Source organism: Alienimonas chondri (genome assembly GCF_013036045.1).
Lineage (GTDB): Bacteria > Planctomycetota > Planctomycetia > Planctomycetales > Planctomycetaceae > Alienimonas > Alienimonas chondri.
Genome location: NZ_WTPX01000022.1, coordinates 26,937 through 45,295 on the forward strand (window position 1 = coordinate 26,937; position 18,359 = coordinate 45,295).

Annotated in this window: 13 protein-coding genes; 8 read left to right on the top strand and 5 right to left on the bottom strand. The window is 65.9% G+C overall.

Features of this window, described 5'->3' with window-relative positions:
• Positions 1–215 precede the first annotated feature (215 nt).
• The 7 genes from LzC2_RS05340 (at position 216) to LzC2_RS05370 (ending at position 9,898) form a co-directional block, all read left to right on the top strand.
• Positions 216–695 carry a chemotaxis protein CheW gene (locus tag LzC2_RS05340; protein WP_171184536.1) on the top strand — a complete coding sequence of 160 codons (480 nt, stop codon included), beginning with the start codon at positions 216–218 and terminating at the stop codon, positions 693–695.
• On the top strand, positions 692–2,248 hold the full coding sequence (locus tag LzC2_RS05345) for a CheR family methyltransferase (protein WP_171184538.1): 1,557 nt from the start codon (positions 692–694) through the stop codon (positions 2,246–2,248). The genes LzC2_RS05340 and LzC2_RS05345 overlap by 4 nt, the downstream gene beginning before the upstream one ends.
• Before the next feature lie 170 nt (positions 2,249–2,418).
• Entirely contained in the window at positions 2,419–3,018 is a 600-nt protein-coding gene (locus tag LzC2_RS05350; protein ID WP_171184540.1) for a chemotaxis protein CheW, read from the top strand.
• A 58-nt stretch (positions 3,019–3,076) separates the two neighbouring features.
• On the top strand, positions 3,077–5,536 hold the full coding sequence (locus tag LzC2_RS05355) for a methyl-accepting chemotaxis protein (RefSeq protein ID WP_171184542.1): 2,460 nt from the start codon (positions 3,077–3,079) through the stop codon (positions 5,534–5,536).
• A gap of 2 nt (positions 5,537–5,538) precedes the next feature.
• A complete protein-coding gene (locus LzC2_RS05360; protein WP_171184544.1) occupies positions 5,539–7,923 on the top strand; it encodes a hybrid sensor histidine kinase/response regulator in 2,385 nt (794 codons plus the stop codon).
• Between the two features lie 33 nt (positions 7,924–7,956).
• Complete coding sequence (cheB, locus tag LzC2_RS05365) at positions 7,957–8,982, top strand: chemotaxis-specific protein-glutamate methyltransferase CheB (protein WP_315854541.1); 1,026 nt, start codon at positions 7,957–7,959, stop codon at positions 8,980–8,982.
• Positions 8,983–8,995: 13 nt separating this feature from the next.
• Complete coding sequence (locus tag LzC2_RS05370) at positions 8,996–9,898, top strand: ATP-binding response regulator (RefSeq protein WP_171184548.1); 903 nt, start codon at positions 8,996–8,998, stop codon at positions 9,896–9,898.
• Positions 9,899–10,011: 113 nt separating this feature from the next.
• On the opposite strand, the gene LzC2_RS05375 is transcribed toward LzC2_RS05370, so the two are convergent.
• From LzC2_RS05375 to LzC2_RS05385, 3 genes are all read right to left on the bottom strand, one after another.
• Positions 10,012–11,724: a hypothetical protein gene (locus tag LzC2_RS05375; RefSeq protein ID WP_206678569.1), complete on the bottom strand. Its 1,713-nt coding sequence runs from the start codon at positions 11,722–11,724 to the stop codon at positions 10,012–10,014.
• A gap of 115 nt (positions 11,725–11,839) precedes the next feature.
• Positions 11,840–13,333, bottom strand: a complete 1,494-nt coding sequence (locus LzC2_RS05380) for a sulfatase family protein (RefSeq protein ID WP_171184550.1) — start codon at positions 13,331–13,333, stop codon at positions 11,840–11,842.
• Positions 13,334–13,547: 214 nt separating this feature from the next.
• Positions 13,548–16,076: a M1 family metallopeptidase gene (locus LzC2_RS05385; RefSeq protein ID WP_171184552.1), complete on the bottom strand. Its 2,529-nt coding sequence runs from the start codon at positions 16,074–16,076 to the stop codon at positions 13,548–13,550.
• Positions 16,077–16,276: 200 nt separating this feature from the next.
• Here LzC2_RS05385 and LzC2_RS05390 point away from each other — a divergent pair, with 200 nt between their 5' ends.
• Complete coding sequence (locus tag LzC2_RS05390; RefSeq protein ID WP_171184553.1) at positions 16,277–16,594, top strand: hypothetical protein; 318 nt, start codon at positions 16,277–16,279, stop codon at positions 16,592–16,594.
• Between the two features lie 12 nt (positions 16,595–16,606).
• On the opposite strand, the gene LzC2_RS05395 is transcribed toward LzC2_RS05390, so the two are convergent.
• Both LzC2_RS05395 and LzC2_RS05400 read right to left on the bottom strand, forming a co-directional pair.
• The gene (locus LzC2_RS05395) at positions 16,607–17,272 is read right to left on the bottom strand and encodes a 3-keto-disaccharide hydrolase (RefSeq protein WP_171184555.1); all 666 of its coding nucleotides are present in this window, start codon (positions 17,270–17,272) and stop codon (positions 16,607–16,609) included.
• A gap of 110 nt (positions 17,273–17,382) precedes the next feature.
• Positions 17,383–18,359, bottom strand: a 977-nt coding sequence (locus tag LzC2_RS05400; protein WP_315854539.1) for a DUF6655 family protein, incomplete at its 5' end; no start/stop codon positions are given.

Genomic DNA, 18,359 nt, shown 5'->3' on the forward strand with positions numbered 1-18,359 from the left:
AAGCGGCGATTCGGGGGACGTCGGAGACGGCGACAGCGTACGGTACCCGACTCCCCCGAGGCGTTGAGTCGACTGAACGCTTTGATTGGAGGATCGTTCAAGGACCGGAGAGGATCGTCCTATCGTCGGTGATCGCGGCGGCCCGAATGCGTCTCGCCGAGCCATGAAAACGCTTTCTCATGGCGACCCGCCGGTGCGACAGTTAGGCTCGCGAGATGAACGTGCAGCTGCTGCAGTTCCGGGTCGGGGATCATCGGTTCGCTCTACGCATCGAGGCGGTGCGTGAAGTCTTGCGAGCCGTGGCGTTGACGGAGCCGATCGATCGTTCCCGTCGGATCGAAGGTCTGTTGAATCTGCGGGGCCGGACGTTGCCGGTGGTCGATCTACGCGGCGCCGTGGGGTTGCCCGAGAAGCCGATGGCGCTGACGGACGCACTGGTCGTCATCGACCATCAAGACGCCTCATGGGCGCTGCGGGTGGACGGAGGGCTGACGACGATCGAAGCCGCCGCGGACGCCGTGCAGTCGTGCCGGCACTCGCCGGTGATGTCCGAATCGGTGCAGGCGGACGGCCGGGTGACGTTCCTGCTGGACCTGAACAAGTTGCGGGCACTGGTCGAATCGAGCGATCCGCTCCGCCGGGATCATGCGGGCGCCGGCCACGCGGAACCTGCCGCCGCGGGAGTCGTCGAATGAACGGCCTGGACCGTCGAGACGTTCGGGCGTTGCTCTCGGACATCTCGGCGAGAACGGGTCTGGACTTTCACGATCGGCACGTCGACCAGTTGCGGGAGACGATCGAACGCGCCATGCGGGAGGCGCAGTGTTCGTCGATCTCGGCCTTTCGACGGACGTTGCAATCGACCGTCGGCGCCTTCGACGATCTGGTCGGAAAACTCACCGTCGGGGAAACGTACTTCTTTCGCGATACGCGACAATTCGAGTTCGTCCGCGATCGGATCTTTCCGGACCTCCTGTCTCGCAAGAGGTCTGGCGGCTCCCCGCGGCTGTGGAGCGCGGGCTGCTCCTCCGGCGAGGAGGCGTATTCCCTGGCGATTCTGCTCCAGGACGCCGACCCCGCAGGCGAGGGTCGGGTGCTGGCGACCGATCTGTCTCGCCCGGCGCTCCGACGCGCCCGCGAAGCGCGGTATCGGGAGTGGTCGCTGCGGGGAGAGTGGCGTGCCGTCGCGATGCGCTATTTATCGTTGGAAGACGGAGTCTATGCGCTCGATCCGCGCATCCGACGGCGGGCGGTGTTTGAATATCTCAATCTCTCCGCCGATCGATATCCGTCGCTGGCGACGGACACCTGGGGGCTGGATCTGATCTTTTGCCGCAACGTCTTGATCTACTTCGATCGCCAGACGACGGCGCGCGTCTGTCGTCAGTTTTATGAGTGCCTGGTCCCGGGCGGCTGGCTGGTTCTGGGAGCGTCGGACCCTCTGGCGGCTGCGTTTGCAGGCTTTGAAGTGATCGAGGCGCCCGCCGGCCTGGTCTATCGGCGACCGCATATGGCGATCCCCGCGGCGTCGGTTCCGCCGCCGAGGTTTGAGGCACCGGGGCGTTCGCCGACCGCTGCATGCGAACCGACGGCTCTCAATTCCTCATCGGGAGAATCCGGCTCGACCGAGTTCAAGCACGCCGGTCGGAAGCAGGCCGGGGCGACGAAAGGCGGGCGTCGATCCGTCGGAGCGGAGACGCTCCACGCGGCCCGCGCGGCGATGGAAGCCGGCGATTATGCCTCCGCCGTCACGCTCACCCGGGAGTATCTGGCGGATGGGCCTGCGGCCCCGGAGCGCCCGGACGCCGTCGAGGCCGGCGTGCTGCATGTTCGCGCGTTGACCTTCCAATCGATCGAAGAGGCCGAGCAGGCCTGTTCGGCGTTGGTCAGGCAGCATCGCCTGTCGCAGGAACTGCTCTATCTGCACGCGATCCTATTCATCGACCTCGGTCGCAGCGCCGAGGCCCTGGAGCAATTACGCCGAGCGCTCTTTCTGGACCGCTCCGCGGCGATCGCCCACTTCACGCAGGGCGCGGTGTTCCGCCGGCTGGGGAGGGCGGAGGAGGCGCGCCGCGCCTTCCGAAACGCCCAGCGTTACGCGGCCGCTCTGCCGGCGGACGAGACGCTCCCGCTCGGCGACGGCGAAACGGCCGGACGGCTGCTGGAGTCGGCTCATCAGCAATTGCGGTTGCTGGGCGAGACGGGGGCGGGCGAGACGGCGGCGGGCGAGGCGGGGGCGGTGAAATGAGACGTCGGCCGACGCCGAGGCTCATGAGGGGCGCCGACGGGCGGTCGCCCGGCGCGATGGGCGGGAAGGCCACGCGAATTTTGATTTGTTCCCGGTCCCCGCTGGCTCTCGGCCTCGGGAGGGCTGACAATGAGCGCCGACAAGGGTGAACCTCCCTCGGCTCCCGTTCCATGATCCCGACCGACGCCGCGTCTGCGTCCAAGCTCGAGGGGCCGCCGCCCCGGGATCCGCAGGGTCAGGCGACCGGGTTGGCGGCTTCTCGGGAGGTCGAAGCGATTCTTGCCGAGCGGGCGAGAATACTGGCCAGGCCGGCGGACGATTCCTCGGAATCGGAAGCGACGCGGGACGTGATCCCGTTTCAGTTCTCCGACGAACGATACGCGATCGAAGCGGAGTTGGTGCGGGAGGTGATCCGGCATCCGGCCGTCACGCCGATTCCCAACACGCCCGATTTTCTAAGAGGGATCTATAATCTGCGGGGCGAGATTCTGGCGGCGATGGACCTGCGGACGTTCCTGAACGTGTCCGCCGACAGGCCGATCGGCGAATGGCTGATCGTGTGCGGCCGCGATCGCAACGAGTTCGGCATCCTGGCCGACGTCGTGCTTGAAGTGCGGGCGCTGCCGCTCTCCGCCGTGATGAAGCCGCGCGCCGCGACCGCGGTCGGCGAGGGTTTGATTCGGGGGGTGACCGCGGACGCTTTGTCGCTGTTGGACGGCGACGCCTTGATGCGGGATCAGCGCCTTTACGTCACCGGGGCAGAACGATGAACGGCGCCGACCGACCCAAAGCGAGGCGCCGCGAACATGACTTGAAGGGGGACCGACCATGACGCCCGCCGTCCCGCGCAGCAGCGTCATCCAGCGATTCGCCGGCCTGTCGCTGCGGTGGCAGATCGGCTTGTTCACCCTGACGCTGCTGGTCCTGTCGTTGATGGGATTCGGATATGCCGCCTGGGCGGAAAGCCGCGCCGTCGTCACCGAGATCACGCTTAATAAACTGGCCAAAGAGACGAGTCGGGCGGCGAAATCGATCGGTCGCCAACTCACGACGGCCGGCTCGATCGCCTTGCAGGTCCGGGACTTCCCGCCCATCCCGGGAATTTATCGGAGCCTCGACAACGACGGGACCGATTTGGAGCAGGTCGGCTCGACGACCGAGATCTGGATCGATCGGCTGGCGACGATCGTCGCTTCGCAGATGAACGCTCATCCTGAATACCGCAGCGGGATGTTATTGGGGGGGGCGGGCGAGCCGATGCTCCACGTCACCCGGAACGCCAACGGCGAGCCGGAAGTCGCCACGCAATCGACCCCGGCCGGCGGCAAGCGGGAGACCTTCTCCGGGACGGCGGCATTGCCCAGCGGCGCCGTATACGTCTCGCCCGTCCACCGGGCTTCGAGGACGCTGACCATCGACGTGGCGACGCCCTGCTTTGATACGACCGGCGAGTTTCGCGGCGTCTTTTTATTCGTCGTGGACGCCGAGACGATCTTCCACGAAGCCGCGGACACCATCGAGTCCGGATATCTGGACGTGGTGGACGATCGGGGGCTGTACGTCTATTCGGGAGAAGATCCTCAGTACGTCATTTCGAACAGAGAGTATCGAAAGGACAAGCCGGTCCGGGGGAAATTGCTGTTGGAGCCGGACGGTCCGGACGCCGTTCAACGGGTGGTCGCCGAGGACGAGCGCGACGGAACGGCGCTGATCGCCTGTTACGAGAAACTCTACTTTATGCCGCAGGAGCCGAGCCGATTCCTGGCCGTGGCGCCCAGCATCGACGCCGACGTCGCTCTGGCGCCGATTACCGATCTGGCCGTCCGGATCCCGCTGGCGGGGCTGTTGGTCGGCTCCGTCGGGGGGCTGTTGGTGTGGTGGTTCTCCGGGCGAATCACCCAGGCGTTGCATCAACTGGCCCTGTCGTCCGACCGCATCGCCGCGGGCGATTTGGACGCCGACGTGCCGACGATCCACGCCATGGGCGAGGTTCGGACGTTGGCGGATTCGTTCCGCCGGATGACGGGCACGCTGCGGCAGTCGATCACGGAAGCGGAATCCGAACAGCGGCGGACCCGGGCCATTCTCGACTCCACCGCGGACGGCATTATCACCGTCGACGCCGACGGTCGGATCGTGAATATCAACCAGCCCGCCCTGCAATTGTTCGATTATCCCGTCGAGGAGATCCGCGGGCAGGACGCCGGCCGGTTGGTGTCGGCGCTCGCCCGCCAGATGGTCGAGCGCGATCGTTCCCCGCTGAAGGAAGGGGAGGTGCGCCGACTCGGCGCGGAGGTCGAAGTGACCGGCCGGAACCGTAGGGGCGACGAATTTCCGATCGCGCTGCGCGTCACTCAGATCGATCACAAAGGCGACCGGCTGTATATCGCCACGCTTCAGGACATCGCGGACCGCAAAGAGGCGGAAGCGGAGCGGGATCGCCTGTTCCAAGGCATCCGCGAGGCCGTTCGCCATCTCGCGACTTCCAGCGCTCAGATCCTGTCCACCACGGCCGAGCAGGCCCGCAGCGCCCAGGAGCAGGCCTCCAGCGTGACGGAGACGGCGACGACCGTCGAGGAATTGACCCAGACCGCGGAACAGGCGCGCGGACGCGCCGAAGAGGTGGCCCAATCGTCTCGTCAGGCGGACGAGGTCAGTCAATCCGGTCGCGACGCGGTCGAACAGACGTTCTCGGCGATGGAGCACGTCCGGGAACAGGTGGAATCGACCGCGGAAAATATACTGGCGCTCGCGGAGCGGGCCCAGGCGATCAGCAAGATTATCTCCACCGTCGACGACCTTGCCGATCAAACGAACCTGCTGGCGATCAACGCCTCGATCGAAGCCTCCCGGGCCGGCGAGCACGGCAAAGGCTTCTCCGTCGTGGCGACGGAGATTAAAGCCTTGGCGGAGCAGTCCAAAAAGGCGACGAACCAGGTCCGCGAGATCCTCGGCGAGATTCAACAGGCGACCAATAAAGCCGTGATCTCCACGGAGCAGGGCACGCGGACCATGCATGAGGCGCGGCAGGTCGTCAAACGGGCGGAGGAAACCATCGAAAAATTGGCCGGTACCATCAGCGTCGCCGCCCGGTCCGCGTCGCAGATCGTGGCGTCCTCCGGTCAACAGGCCGGCGCGATGCAACAGATCAACGAGGCGATGTCTCATATCGATCAGGCCACCAAGCAGACCCTCGCGGCCACCCAGCAGGCGGAGCAGTCCGCCGCCGACCTGAACGACCTGGGCCAGCGGCTGCGCGATCTCATCGACCGCGAGGGGCAGGCATAACGATGGATAAGGCCCGGCTCCTCGAACGATTAATGGCGACGTTCCTCGACGAATTGGTCGGGCACGTGCGGACCATCAATGACGAAGTGATCGCCTTGGAAGCCGACCCGGTCGGCGACGATCGCGAGGAGCGGCTGACGCGGTTGTTTCGAGCGGCGCACAGCTTGAAGGGAGCCGCCCGAGCCGTCGATCAGCCGAGCATCGAGCAAGTCTGCCATCGTATGGAGAACGTCTTCAGCGGCCTGCGCGACGAGCGGTTGCAGCCCACGCCGAAGGTGTGCGGTTTATTACTGGACGTCGCCGATGCGATTGAGTCGGCCGGCATGCAACTCCGCGAGCAGGCCGGCGTCGATCGGGCCGTCCTCGACGGCCTCATGCAGCGAATCGACGAAGTCGGGGGGCACAAATCGGCGGGCCGACCTGGCGCGCAGGTCGCCGCCGCGCCGCCGACGCTCCATGAATCGGAGCCCACGCCGCCGGCCGAACCGGCCCCGCCGCCGACTGCGCCGCCGGCCCCAGAATCGCGCGTCCCACAGCCGTCCCGGGCAGCCGAGTCGGTCTCCCCGCCGGCGAAGGAGCCGCCGAAGGACGCGAGTTCACCGAGCCGGTCGTTGCCGACGACGATTCGCGTCGCCGAGGAGAAACTCGACTCGCTTCTGGCTCAATCCGGCGAGTTGCTCGTCGCTCGCCAACGGGTGGAGGCGCGGCCGGGGGATCTCGAAGGGCTAATCGAGGGTCTGCATTCCTGGCGAGCCGAGTGGCGGGGCATCGTCGGCACGCTCCGTCAGTTGGTGCAGCGGGACGGCGTCGATCCGCTCGTTCAACGGTCGTCGCGACTCAAGGAACGAGCCGCCCGCGCGGTCGACGAGACGGAGGACCGGATCGCTCGGGTCGAGGAGCGGCTGGAACGCCTGGCCCGCGAGATGACGGCGGATGCACGCCAATTAAAACTCGCCAGCGCCGCGCTGCAGGAGGACGTGCATCGCATTCGCATGCTCCCGTTTGCCGAGGCGTGCAGCGGTCTGGCCCGGGCGGTGCACGACGTCTGCCGCACGGAGGAGAAAGACGCCGAGCTGGTGATCGAGGGGGGAGAGATTGAAGTCGACCGGAGCGTCCTCGAGGGACTCGGCGATCCGCTGCTGCATCTGGTTCGCAACGCCGTCGATCACGGCCTCGAATCGCCGGAGGACCGGCGGCGGGCCGGCAAGCCCGAGACGGCCACGGTCACGGTCAGCGCCGCGATTCAGGGCGCGGAAGTCAACGTCACCGTGTCGGACGACGGCCGGGGACTGGATCTCGCGAAGATTCGCCAGCGGGTCCGCGCTCTCGGCCTGCCGGAGCCGATCGACGATCAGGAACTGGCCCATTGCATCTTCCTGCCCGGGTTTTCCACGGCGGACGTCGTCACCGACGTCTCCGGGCGCGGCGTGGGCATGGACGTGGTGAAGAGTCGGATCGAATCGCTCCACGGGCGGATCGAGATCGTCACGGAGCCGGGCCGGGGCGCCCGATTTACGCTGTCCGTCCCGCTGACGTTGACGACGGTGTCGGCGCTGTTCGTCCGCTGCGGGGAACGCACGCTGGCGTTCCCCACCAGCACAGTCGCCCGGCTGGTTCGGTTCGATCCGTCCGCGTTGAAACGGCAGCAGGGACGGACGGTTCTCCCGCTGGGCGGCGTGCCCGTCCGGGTGGCGTCGCTCGCGAACGTGCTGGAAATGTCCGCCTCGGAACCCGCCGGCGGGTTGCAAACGGGCGTCCTGCTCAGCGTCGGCGACCGGCAATTACTCATGCTCGTCGATCAGGCGCTCTCCGAGCGGGAAGCGGTCATCAAGACGTTGGGGCCGCGCATCCTGTCCGTCCCCTATGTGTCCGGCGCCGTCACGCTCGGGTCCGGGGAGTTGGCGTTGCTCCTCAATACATATAACCTCCTCCGGTCCGTGGAGTCGGGCGGCGCGGGCACGAACGTCCGTCGCGCCCTGCCCGACCTTCCTAGAACCCGCGAGGACAAGCGGCCGTGCCCCCGCGTGCTGGTGGTCGACGATTCGCTCACGACGCGGACGCTTCTAAAAAGCATCTTGGAGACCGCCGGATACGACGTCATCGGGTCTCCGGACGGTCAGGACGCCTGGGAGCGTTTACAGAGCGAGGCGATCGACCTCGTCGTCTCCGATGTCGATATGCCCCGGGTGGACGGCTTCGAACTGACCGAGTTGATTCGTAATTCCCCGACTCAGGGACAGCTGCCGATCATTCTGGTGACCTCCCGAGACAGCGACGCCGACAAACGACGGGGCGTGGACGTGGGCGCCGACGCGTATCTCGTGAAAAGCGCCTTCGATCAGACGGAAGTGCTGGAGACCGTGGAGCAGTTTATTCAGTTTCCTTGATGAAATCTCTTCGAGGCCCGAGCGTTGTTACGCGTGCTCATCATCGATGATTCTCAGGTCGCCCTCGATCTGTTAACGGCGATTCTTGAGCACGAGTCGGATATCGAGGTGGTCGGGACGGCTCGCGACGGGGTCGAAGGCGTGGAGCTGGTGGAGCGGCTGCGGCCGGACGTCGTGTCGATGGACGTGCAGATGCCCCGCATGGACGGGTTCGCCGCCACACGTGCGATCATGTCGACCCATCCGACGCCGATCGTCATCGTCAGCGGCAGTATGGAGAGTCCGAACGTGGAGAAGTCGATCCTGTCGCTGCGGGCGGGAGCGTTGGCGGTGATCGGCAAACCGGGGGCGCCGACGTCGCCCCGCTTTGACCGATCCCGGCGAACGCTCGTGGACACGCTGCGGACGATGGCCGACGTCAAAGTGGTTCGCATCCGTCCGGCGCCGCTTCGTCCGGCCGCTCCGCCGAAAGTCGACGTCGACCACCGGATTCCCGGCGTGATCGCGATCGCCGCTTCGACGGGCGGCCCCGTGGCGCTCGATCAACTGCTGTCGGCGCTGCCTGACGATTTTCCGGCCCCGATTCTGCTCGTGCAGCACATCAGTACGGGATTTCTCGACGGATTCGTCGCCTGGTTAAACGATACGATCGCGTTGAAGGCGGTGACCGCCGAGCATGGACAACGAATTCGGCCGGGCGTCGTGTATGTCGGTCCGGAGGGGCGCCACCTGTGCCTCGGTTCCAAAGGGAGGCTGACGCTCACGGACGATCCGCCGCTGGGCGGGTTCCGCCCGGCGGCTTCGGCGTTATTCGAGTCGACGGGTCGGGTCTATGGAGCGGAGGGCGTTGCCTGTATCATGTCCGGGATGGGATGCGACGGCGTCGACGGACTCCGAGCCGTTCGGCAAGCGGGCGGTCTCGTCCTGGCCCAAAGCAAGGAGACGTGCGTGGTCTATGGGATGCCCAGAGCGGCCGCGGAGGCCGGGCTCGTCGACCACTCCGAATCGCCGCAACGCATGGCGGCGCGCCTGTTAAAACTCACTAACGTCAATCCCTGACCAGGTCGATCCGATGTCGCGCATTCTCGTCGTCGAAGACAGCCCGACCCAGGCGGTTCAGGTCGAGATGATGCTCGCCGACGCCGATTATGAAACGGAGTCCGCCGCCGACGGCGTGGAGGCGTTGAAGGCCATCGAGCGGCGACCGCCCGATCTGGTGCTGACGGACTTGCACATGCCGAACATGAACGGACTCGAACTGGTCGAAGCCGTCCGTCAGCAGTACGAACGCATCCCCGTCATTTTAATGACGGCCGACGGCACGGAAACGATCGCGGTCGAGGCGCTGCAGAAAGGCGCCGCCAGTTATATTCCCAAGCGGCTGCTTGAACGGATCCTGCATTCGACGCTCAGCGACATCTTCGGCGTCATGCGGAAGGAACGGTCCCGGGAGCACGTGTCTCGCTCCCTGGTCGAGTGCAACGCCCGATTCGTGTTCGGCCACGATCCGGAGATCGTCACCGGCATGGTCCAGCGCTTCGAAGAAGAGCTGCGGGGCATGCAATATCTGGACGAGACCGGCCTGCTGAGAATCACGTTGGCCCTCCGGGAGGCGCTGGTCAACGCCGTCGATCACGGCAATTTGGAACTCGATTCCGCTTTGCGCGACGACCGCCCGGGCGAATACGCCCAGATGGGGGCCGACCGACGGACGCAGTCGCCCTACCAGGAGCGGCAGGTCACGCTGACGGCGCAGATCGTTCCCGAACAGGTGACGTTCGTGATCCGCGACGAAGGGCCGGGGTTCGATCCATCGAAAATTCCCGACCCGACCGACCCGGAGAACTTGATTCGCGCCCACGGCCGCGGACTCATGCTCATCCAGAACTTCATGGACGAGGTGCGACACAACGAGACCGGCAACGAGATCACGCTGATCAAACGTCGCGAGCCGTTGAAAAGCGTGGCTGCCTGAGCGCTCGCGCGCCCGCCTTCGTCAGTAAATCAAAGCGCCGTGGATGCGATGAGACCGGAGCTTGCGCTCCGGTTTCACGGAAGAGAAACGCGAACCCCGCGGGAGGGCGCTGATCACTCGTCCTCGACCGCCGCCTGTCGCGTGACGATCGGCACATAGCCGATCTCGAATCCCTTCGGCGGCGTCACGATCAGGGCGGGGTCGATTTCGGCCAGCGAGCCGGATTCCGGCGGCGGGAGATAATCCCGGTCCGGCGTCCAGTTCCGGTGGAGCAGTTCGACGCGGGATTGAAGCCGTTCCCGCTCTTCGTCCGACAGACCGGCTTTGAGAACCGCCGGTTGATCGGCGAAGCGATACCAGGAGTACGTGACCTCGCTGCCGTCGCCGGGCCGGGCGGTGAACGGGCCGGCGACCGGGCCGGGCGCGTTCCACACGCTGTCGGGGTCGTCCGGCGTGATATAAGGACCGTGCTGGTCGGCGCCGGGCGTGGTCAGCTTGGATTCGTCGAATTGCACGGAGGAGGGAACAGCCGACTCGGCGATCGGCTTCCAGAGAGGTTGCCCCCGCTGATCCTCGCCCAGCCGGTAGTACTCCGGCAGCAGGACGCAGGCCTTGCCGTCCACTTCCACCTGCCGAGTCAGTTCGGGATTCCAGCGGAGCCCGTAGGTGTCCTCGGAGAAGGCGGTCGGCGTGGCGATCGCATCCCAATCGAGCCGAATGCGATCCTCCCGCTGCGCCCCACGCTCGGCGATGCGCCACGTCGATCCGCCGCGGCCCGGGAAGGGGTGGAGGGCGGCTTGCTCCGCGTCGATCCGGCCGCTCGCCGGGGCGCCGCCGTCGAACCAGCGCTCGACGTCATCCCACAGGGCCGCTCGGCGATAAGAAGTCACCTTATGCACCGTGACCGAGGCGACTTCCCCCTCCTGCGGCTCGCCCTTCGGGGCTTCCGCTGGCCCCTGGCGATTGGCGGGGAACAACGTGCGGGCGACGCGGGCGTAGCGGGTTCCGTCCTCCGCCGTCGCCAGCACGGCGGGGATGAATTGCGTTTCCATCTGCAACGCCCGATTCGCCTTGGAGGGCCGGGCGTCGAGAAACATGCCCGCCAGGTCCGGCCGCTCGACGGTCGGCCGGGACCAGAAGGAGGGGGCGAAGAAGACGATCGGTCCCTTCAGGTTGTCCGTGTTGAGGAACAGCGTCCAGGACTGTCCGCCGGTGGGGACGGGCGCGCCGTCGGTCGTGGGTTGCGGGTCGATCAGCGGCAGCGGCAGCCAGCCGTAGCCGAACAGCTCGCCGTTGGTTCCCTGTTTCAGGTTCAAACCGTCGGGCGGCCAAAGAACCCGGGGACTTAATTGCACGACGGCGTACTTGCCGCGTGGGTTGTCCCAATCCCGCCCCTTGCCGGCGCCGGGGCCGTTCGCCCAGGCGGAGAAATTCAGCGCGACCCCGCCGGTGATGAACTTTGGCGTCTCCGTCGCGAAGCGGGTGTCCCGCCACCAGCCGAGTCCGCCTTCGATGGTGTTATAAAGCTTCTCCTCGGACTTCGTCTCGTGATACGGGTGCATCCAGGTGCCGAACAGGCCGGATTGGAACTCTTGACCGGGGTAGGTCTGCAGCATCGGCCACGCGGCGACGTACATGGAGAAGCCGGCGTCGAACTCCTGCGAGACCGGGCCGTTGGGGACCAGCAGATAGCCGTTCTTCGTCCCCGGCTCGCCGCCGCTGGGCGATTGCGCCCCGGCCGGCGACGCCCACATCGACAATGCGAGCGCAGCCAACGAAAGGCACAGGCGACGCAGCAGTCGGCGACGCGATCCGAGGGCGGGCATGAGGATTTCCTGCGTGTCATTTCGGCCGGAGCCTCGGCGGCTCCGCGGAGCGACCAACGTACCGGCATCGGTGACGCGTGACGAACAACCCCATCGCCGCCCCCGGCGCTTCCTCTCATCGCGAAGCCGGGCGATTCGGCCGGTTCGATCGGCTGTTTGCGGGCCGTGCGGATGAGGGGGCGTCCTCGGGACGCACGAGGGACGCCGTGGGGCGTCGGTTCGCTTCAATCTCGCGGACGTGCTCGTCGTAGGCCGTTTGCAACCGTTGGACGACCTCCGGGTGCGAGGCGGCCACGTTCCGGGTTTCGCCGATGTCCGCGACGGTGTCGTATAACTGCACGGGGAACTCCGACGGTTTGACGCCCGGACGGCGACCGCGACGATCCTGCCCCTCGGGCCAGGGGTAGAACTTCCATTGTCCGCTGCGGACCGTGCCCGGGCCGTGCATCAAGACGTACGCCTCGTGCGGACTGCGGGCGTTCTCTTCGCCGCTCATCAACGGCCAGATGTTTTTGCCGTCGATCTTGCGGGTCGGCAACTGCCCGCCGCTGAGGTGTGCGAGCGTCGGCATCAGATCGATCGACGCCGCGACCTCTCGGCAGACGGCGCCGGCGGGAATCGCGCCGGTCCACCGCATCACGGTCGGTTCCCGGATCCCGCCGTCATACACGCTGCCTTTCTTAGCCCGCAGCGGCAGCGACGATCCGACCGCCGCGCCGTTGTCGCTGGTGAAGATGATCAACGTGTTCTCCCCGAGGCCCGCCGCGTCGATCGCGTCGGCGATCTGGCCGACCGACCAGTCGACCTCCTCGATCGCGTTGGTGATCAACGTCTTATCCGGATCGTCGAAGGCTTCGGAGACCGCCAACGGCAAATGCACCATCGTGTGCGGCAGATAGAGAAAGAACGGCTCCTCTTTGTGCTCTTGAATGAACCGGACGGACTCTTCCGTATAACGCTTCGTGAGGGTGGACTGATCGGCGGGGTATTCGACGACTTCGTCGTCTTTGAAGATCGGGACGGCGTTCTTTCGCTTCTGTCCCGCTTTAAGGTCCGCGACGGTCACTCCGTCCCGCAGGAGCACGTCCTCCGCGATTTTGTTGGCCGGGTCGATCCACATATCGTTGCTGTACGGGATGCCCCAGTAGCTCTCGAACCCCTGATCCGTCGGCAGGCAGGGATGAAGGTGCCCGAGATGCCACTTGCCGACGCAGGCGGTGCGATAGCCGGCGTCTTTGAGCATGTCCGCGAGGGTCGTTTCGTCGGGATGCAGTCCCTCGGAACTGTTCGGAAACAGCACCGGCTTCATGCCGACCCGCTGATAATGACAGCCCGTCAACAGCGCCGCCCGCGAGCCGGAGCAGACCGCGCAGCCGACGTAGAAGTCCGTAAACTTCATCCCCTCGGCCGCCAGACGATCGAGGTTCGGCGTTTGGGGAACGACGGCGCCGTTGAACCCGACGTCGCCGTACCCCATATCGTCGATAAAGATCAGGACGACGTTGGGACGCGGCGTTTCGTCGGCCGCTGCATCGGCCGCGAGGAGCGGGGAAGCGACGCCCAGCAGGGAGGCGATGCTGAGGAGGCTGGCGAGCGATTGCGGCGTCATCTCGATGCTTTCTAAGGCCGAATGCCGCTCCGAAGAGGGGCGGCGCGGGACGGAACGGTCGCCCGGGAGTCGACCATACACATCGGCGGCCGCCGATCGCACCCACCCGGCCCCCGGCGCCGAGGACTGTCCCGGAAACATTCGAGACCCAAACGAAAACGAGGGCGCCCGCTACGCGGACGCCCTCGCGATCGCTCCGGGGGAGGCGATTCCGTTAGTTCTCAGACCGCGGCGCCTCGGCTTCGGCCTTTTCCTCCGCGGCTTCGTCGGGGGACTCCGTGTCCGTCTTCGCCTCGGCGGCGGCTTTGGCGGCCGCTTTCTCTTTCGCGGCCTTCTCCTTCGCCGCTCGCTCCGCTTCTTTCCGGGCCTCCTGCATCGGGTTGGACTCCGTCTTCTTCTTAAACAGTTTGAAGCGGCTTTCCACGATCTCGCGGGGCAGCATGTTGTCGCTGCGGTCCACGTCGGCGGTCTCGCGGTTCGGGTCGAGTTCGACCTTTTCGACGGCTTTCTTCCGCATCAACACCTTGGTGACCTTCTGAATGTTCGCCCGCCAGATCTCCGCGGGGATCCGCACTTCCTCGGTCGAACCGTCCGCGTAGGTCAGCTTCAGAATCACCGGCATCGGCAGGCCGCCGTCGTTGGTGATGTCGACCATGTAGAACTTCGCGTCGTTCTTGAGCAGCCGGAGTTGCTCTTCGTCGAGCTTTTCGAGGAACTCTTTGTAAGACCTGATCGACTTGTTGGTCGCCTTGAGTTCGTCGTAGCTGTTATAGAAGTCCGCCAGCTCGGGGAACTCCGCGAGGCGCTTGGGGAGATCTTTATTGAGCCGGTCGGACAGCGTCTCCGGCTCCTCCTGCTCCTCGGCCCGCTCGCGGTTCTCCTTGTCCACCGGATCGCCGGCGTCCACGGTATAGACACGCAAATTGGAGACGCCCAAGTCCACATGTTGGGTGGTGTAGAACCAGCCCCGCCAGAACCAGTCGAGATCCCGACCGCTGGCGTCCTCCATCGTGCGGAAGAAGTCGGCGGGCTCCGGATGCTTGAACTTCCACCGGCGGGCGTAGGTTTTGAACGCTTTGTCGAACAGGTCGCGGCCGAGGATCGTCTCCCGCAGGATGTTCAGCGCCGTCGCCGGCTTGGCGTAGGCATTGGAGCCGAACTGCAGCAGCGATTCGGAGTTCGTCATGATCGGCACCTGCGTGGTGCTTTTCATATAGGAGGCGATGTCCTCCGGCCGCCCGCGGCGGGAGGGGTACTCGTCCTCCCATTCCTGTTCCGCCAGGTACTGCAGGAAGGTGTTCAGGCCCTCGTCCATCCAGGTCCAACGGCGTTCGTCGCTGTTGACGATCATCGGGAACCAGTTGTGGCCGACTTCGTGGATCACCACGGAGATCAGGAAGTATTTCGTGCGGGCGGTGTAGGTGCCGTCCTCCTCCGGCTTCGGACCGTTCCAACAGATCATCGGGTATTCCATCCCGCCCCCGACGACTCCGTACACGCTGATCGCGTTCGGGTACGGGTAGGGGAAGGTGAACTTGCTATACACTTCCACGCAATGCGCGATCGCCTGGGTGCTGTATTGGCTCCACAGCGGTTCGCACTCGCTGGGATACAGGCTCTGGCACATCACGAAGTGCTCGCCGCTTTTGGAATCTTCGTCCGGGATCGTGCGGCCCCAGGCGTCCCAGATGAACGCCCGGCTGGCGGTGAAGGCGAAGTCGCGGACGTTTTTGGCTTTCCACTGCCAGCTCTTCGTCTTGCCGCCTTCGTTGCGGGTCTTGCGGGCCTCGTCAGATTCGGCCTGCGTGACGACGAACACCGGCGTCTCGGAGGTCTTCGCCGACTCCAGACGCTCACGGTGCGTTTCGGTGAGGCACTCGCCGGGGTTCTGCAGCACGCCGGTCGCGGAGACGATGAGGTCTGCGGGGCAGGTGATCGTGACGTCGTAGTCGCCCAGTTCGAGGGCGAATTCGCCGCGGCCGTAATATTGTTTGTGCTGCCAGCCGACGGCGTCGCCGTAGACGCACATGCGGGGGAACCACTGGGCGATGCAGAACAGATCGTTGCCGTCGTCCAGCGGCTCGTAGCCGGTCCGGCCGCCGATCTCGTCCACGTTGTTAATATTGTAGTGCCAGCTTACGTTGAACGTATAACTCGCCCCCGGTTCGAGCGGCTTGGGCAGATCGACCCGCATCATGGTGTCGACGATGGCGTGCGGCAGGTCCGGGCCGTCCGCGTCCTTGGAGCCGGCGGCGACCTTGTCGATCTTGAATCCGCCGTCGAACGTCTCCGCGGCGAGCATCGCTTTCAGGGCGTCGAACGACATATCGTTCATTTCGCTCGGCCCGGAAGCCGTGCGGCGGGCGAGGCTGTCCGGGGTGAACAGGTTCGCGTCGAGCTGCATCCACAGATATTCCAGCCGGTCCGGGCTGTTGTTGTGGTAGACGACGGTCTCGGCGCCGGTGAGGGTGTGTTCGTCCTCGTTCAGCGTGACGTCGATCGTGTAGTCGGCCCGCTGCTGCCAATATTCGTGCCCCGGGGCGCCGCTGGCCGTGCGGTAGGCGTTGGGGGTGGGCAGGATCTCCGTCAATTCGCGGAAGACGTCGGCTTGGCCGTACTTCGCGTTGTCAGGGATCGGGCCGTTGTCTTTCATCGGCGAGAGCTGTGCGAACGCCGGACTCGCGGCGAGCGCGACGGCGGCTGTCAGCCACAGAAACCGGGAGAGCAGCAGGGAACGGGTCATCGGCGGTCGCTTCGGGCGTTGGTAGGTCGACGGAGCGGGCGGGCGGCGCCCCGGCGCACGCATGGCGGGTACAGTGAGAGACTGTACCGATCAGGGTAGCCGGGGCGACCGGGCCGACTCAACCGGGCCGGGCGTCGCAGGCCGCCCCCCGCGATCGCGTCGGGGTTAGAATCCGTTCCCCCCTCGTCCCCGCCGAACCCATGCTGATCTTCACTGGATACGGCTGGACGGTCCCGGCAATCTCGTTCGGCTGCTGTCTGGCTTGCGAGTACGTCGTCGAGCGAGCGACCGGCGACGATCTGTTTTATCAGCGGGAACTCTGGCCCCTGCCGGCCGCCCTGTGCGCGTCGGCGGTGATCCTGACCGCGATCGACCTGGCGATCCGGCGACGCGACTTGCAGAACGGCGCCGTCCCCGCGTGGTTCCGCATTCAAGATTCGTTTTTCTTCCTGCCGCTCAACGTGTGGCCGCCGATCCTGCTGATCTGCGCGGCGGGGTCCGTCGCGGGACTCTGGTAGCGGTCGGCCCGCTCAGTCTGCCAGCGGCGTCAGGACGATGTCCTTGTATTCAATCGGCGCCCCTTCGCTTTGCAGGCAGACGCTGCCTTCGGTCACGGTGCTGTCGAAGCCGTAGTTCACCAGCTTGCCGTTCACCAGCACGGTGATCGTCGCGTCGCGGCAGATGACGGTCATCTCGTTCCACTCGCCGACGGGGTTCTCGGCGCCGTCGACGAAGTTCAAATGGCGGCGACCCTGCACCATCTTCTCATAGCCGGGCACGCCTTCGAGCGGAATTTTAATCTCGCTGCCGATCACCCAGAAATCGCCCGCGTTGCCGTTCATCAACTGCACCTCCTGGCACATCGGCCAGACGTTCAAAGCGTTCGGCGTGGTCGCGTGCACCAACACGCCGTTGTTGCCGGGCTTGCCGGTCCAGCGCCACTTGACCGACAGCGAATAGTTCTTGAATTGCCGATCGGTCTTGATATAGCCCTTGGGCCGACCGGTGCACCTCAGCAGGCCGTCTTCGACGCTCCAGACCGTCTTCGGATCGGTGTCGTCGGCGAGCACCGCCGTCCAGCCGTCGAGGCTCTTGCCGTCGAACAACACGATCGGCTCGCCCGCCTTGGCGTCGCCTTCGTGGTGATCGGCGAAGCCGGGGGCGCAGAGCAGAACGAGCGTGAACGCGGCGGACATCGGGCGACCGGAGCAGGGGGGCGAGAAAACGTCGCCCCGCAGTGAACCGGCCGTGCGCCGACGGCGTCAAGCGGCGCCGGGCCGTCCACCGGCCGTCGCCGAGCCGGCGTTTACTTTGTCGGCTCGGGCTTCGGGTCGGGCTTGGGCGGAGGGGCGTCGGCGACGGGTTGGGGTTTCGCCGCGTCCTCCTTCTTCTCCGCCGGTTTCTTCTCCGCGGGCTTCTTCTCCGCCGGTTTCTCGTCCGTGGATTTCTCGGCGGAGGCCAGTTGCACCTCGCCGCCGGCCGCGGGCGGGACCGGCTCCGGCGGGGGCGGGGCCGGATCGAGGCCGTACACCCGAGGTTCGTTGTAGTTCTCAAGCGAAGCGATCGGGTCGTGCGCCACGGGCTCTTTCTTACGGAGCCACTTCGGAACGATGCTCAGCTTGTCGCCGGCGAAGCGGGGGCCGTCGTAGATCTGGCCTTTCTCGAACGGGCCGGCGCCCAGCAGCCAGGTGTGCGAGGCGCGCGAGTTGGCGCTCGCGTCGCCGCTTTGCCAGACGATCTCCCGGCGCTCCCGGTGGTAGGCGAACAGACGCAGTTTGGTCGCCGCGTGCTCTTGGGCCTGCTTGGCGACGGACAGTTCCGGGATCACCGGCAGCGGCGGGCTGTTCGGCACGAAGCTGGCCGCGGAGGACAGCAACGAGTTCGCCGGCATCCCGTACGTCACCTCGTGCGAGTCGCTGCCCACCGCCCCGGCCCGCGCTTCGACGATGAACTCCGCGTCAGTCGCCTTGTCCTCCAGCTTGGCCCCGGCGGCCATCAGCTGTTGGCGGAGCGACCCGATCAGATAGTTCTGCGCGCCGATGCCGACGGCGTCGAGCTTCTTGTGTTCCAGTAACTCGGTGTCGAGGTACACCGACCGGTCTGCGAAGGGGGACAGGTCCAGTTCCGCGACGGCCCGGTCGATGCTGTCCGCGGTGAGGAGCTGCTGGGTCGCTTCGTGGGAGATCGTTTTCCCGCACCCCGAAGCGCCGCAGACCGCCGCCGCGGCGCACAGCAGAGCTGCGATGCGAAGGGGCCGGCGCGGGGACGTAACGGGGCGGATGG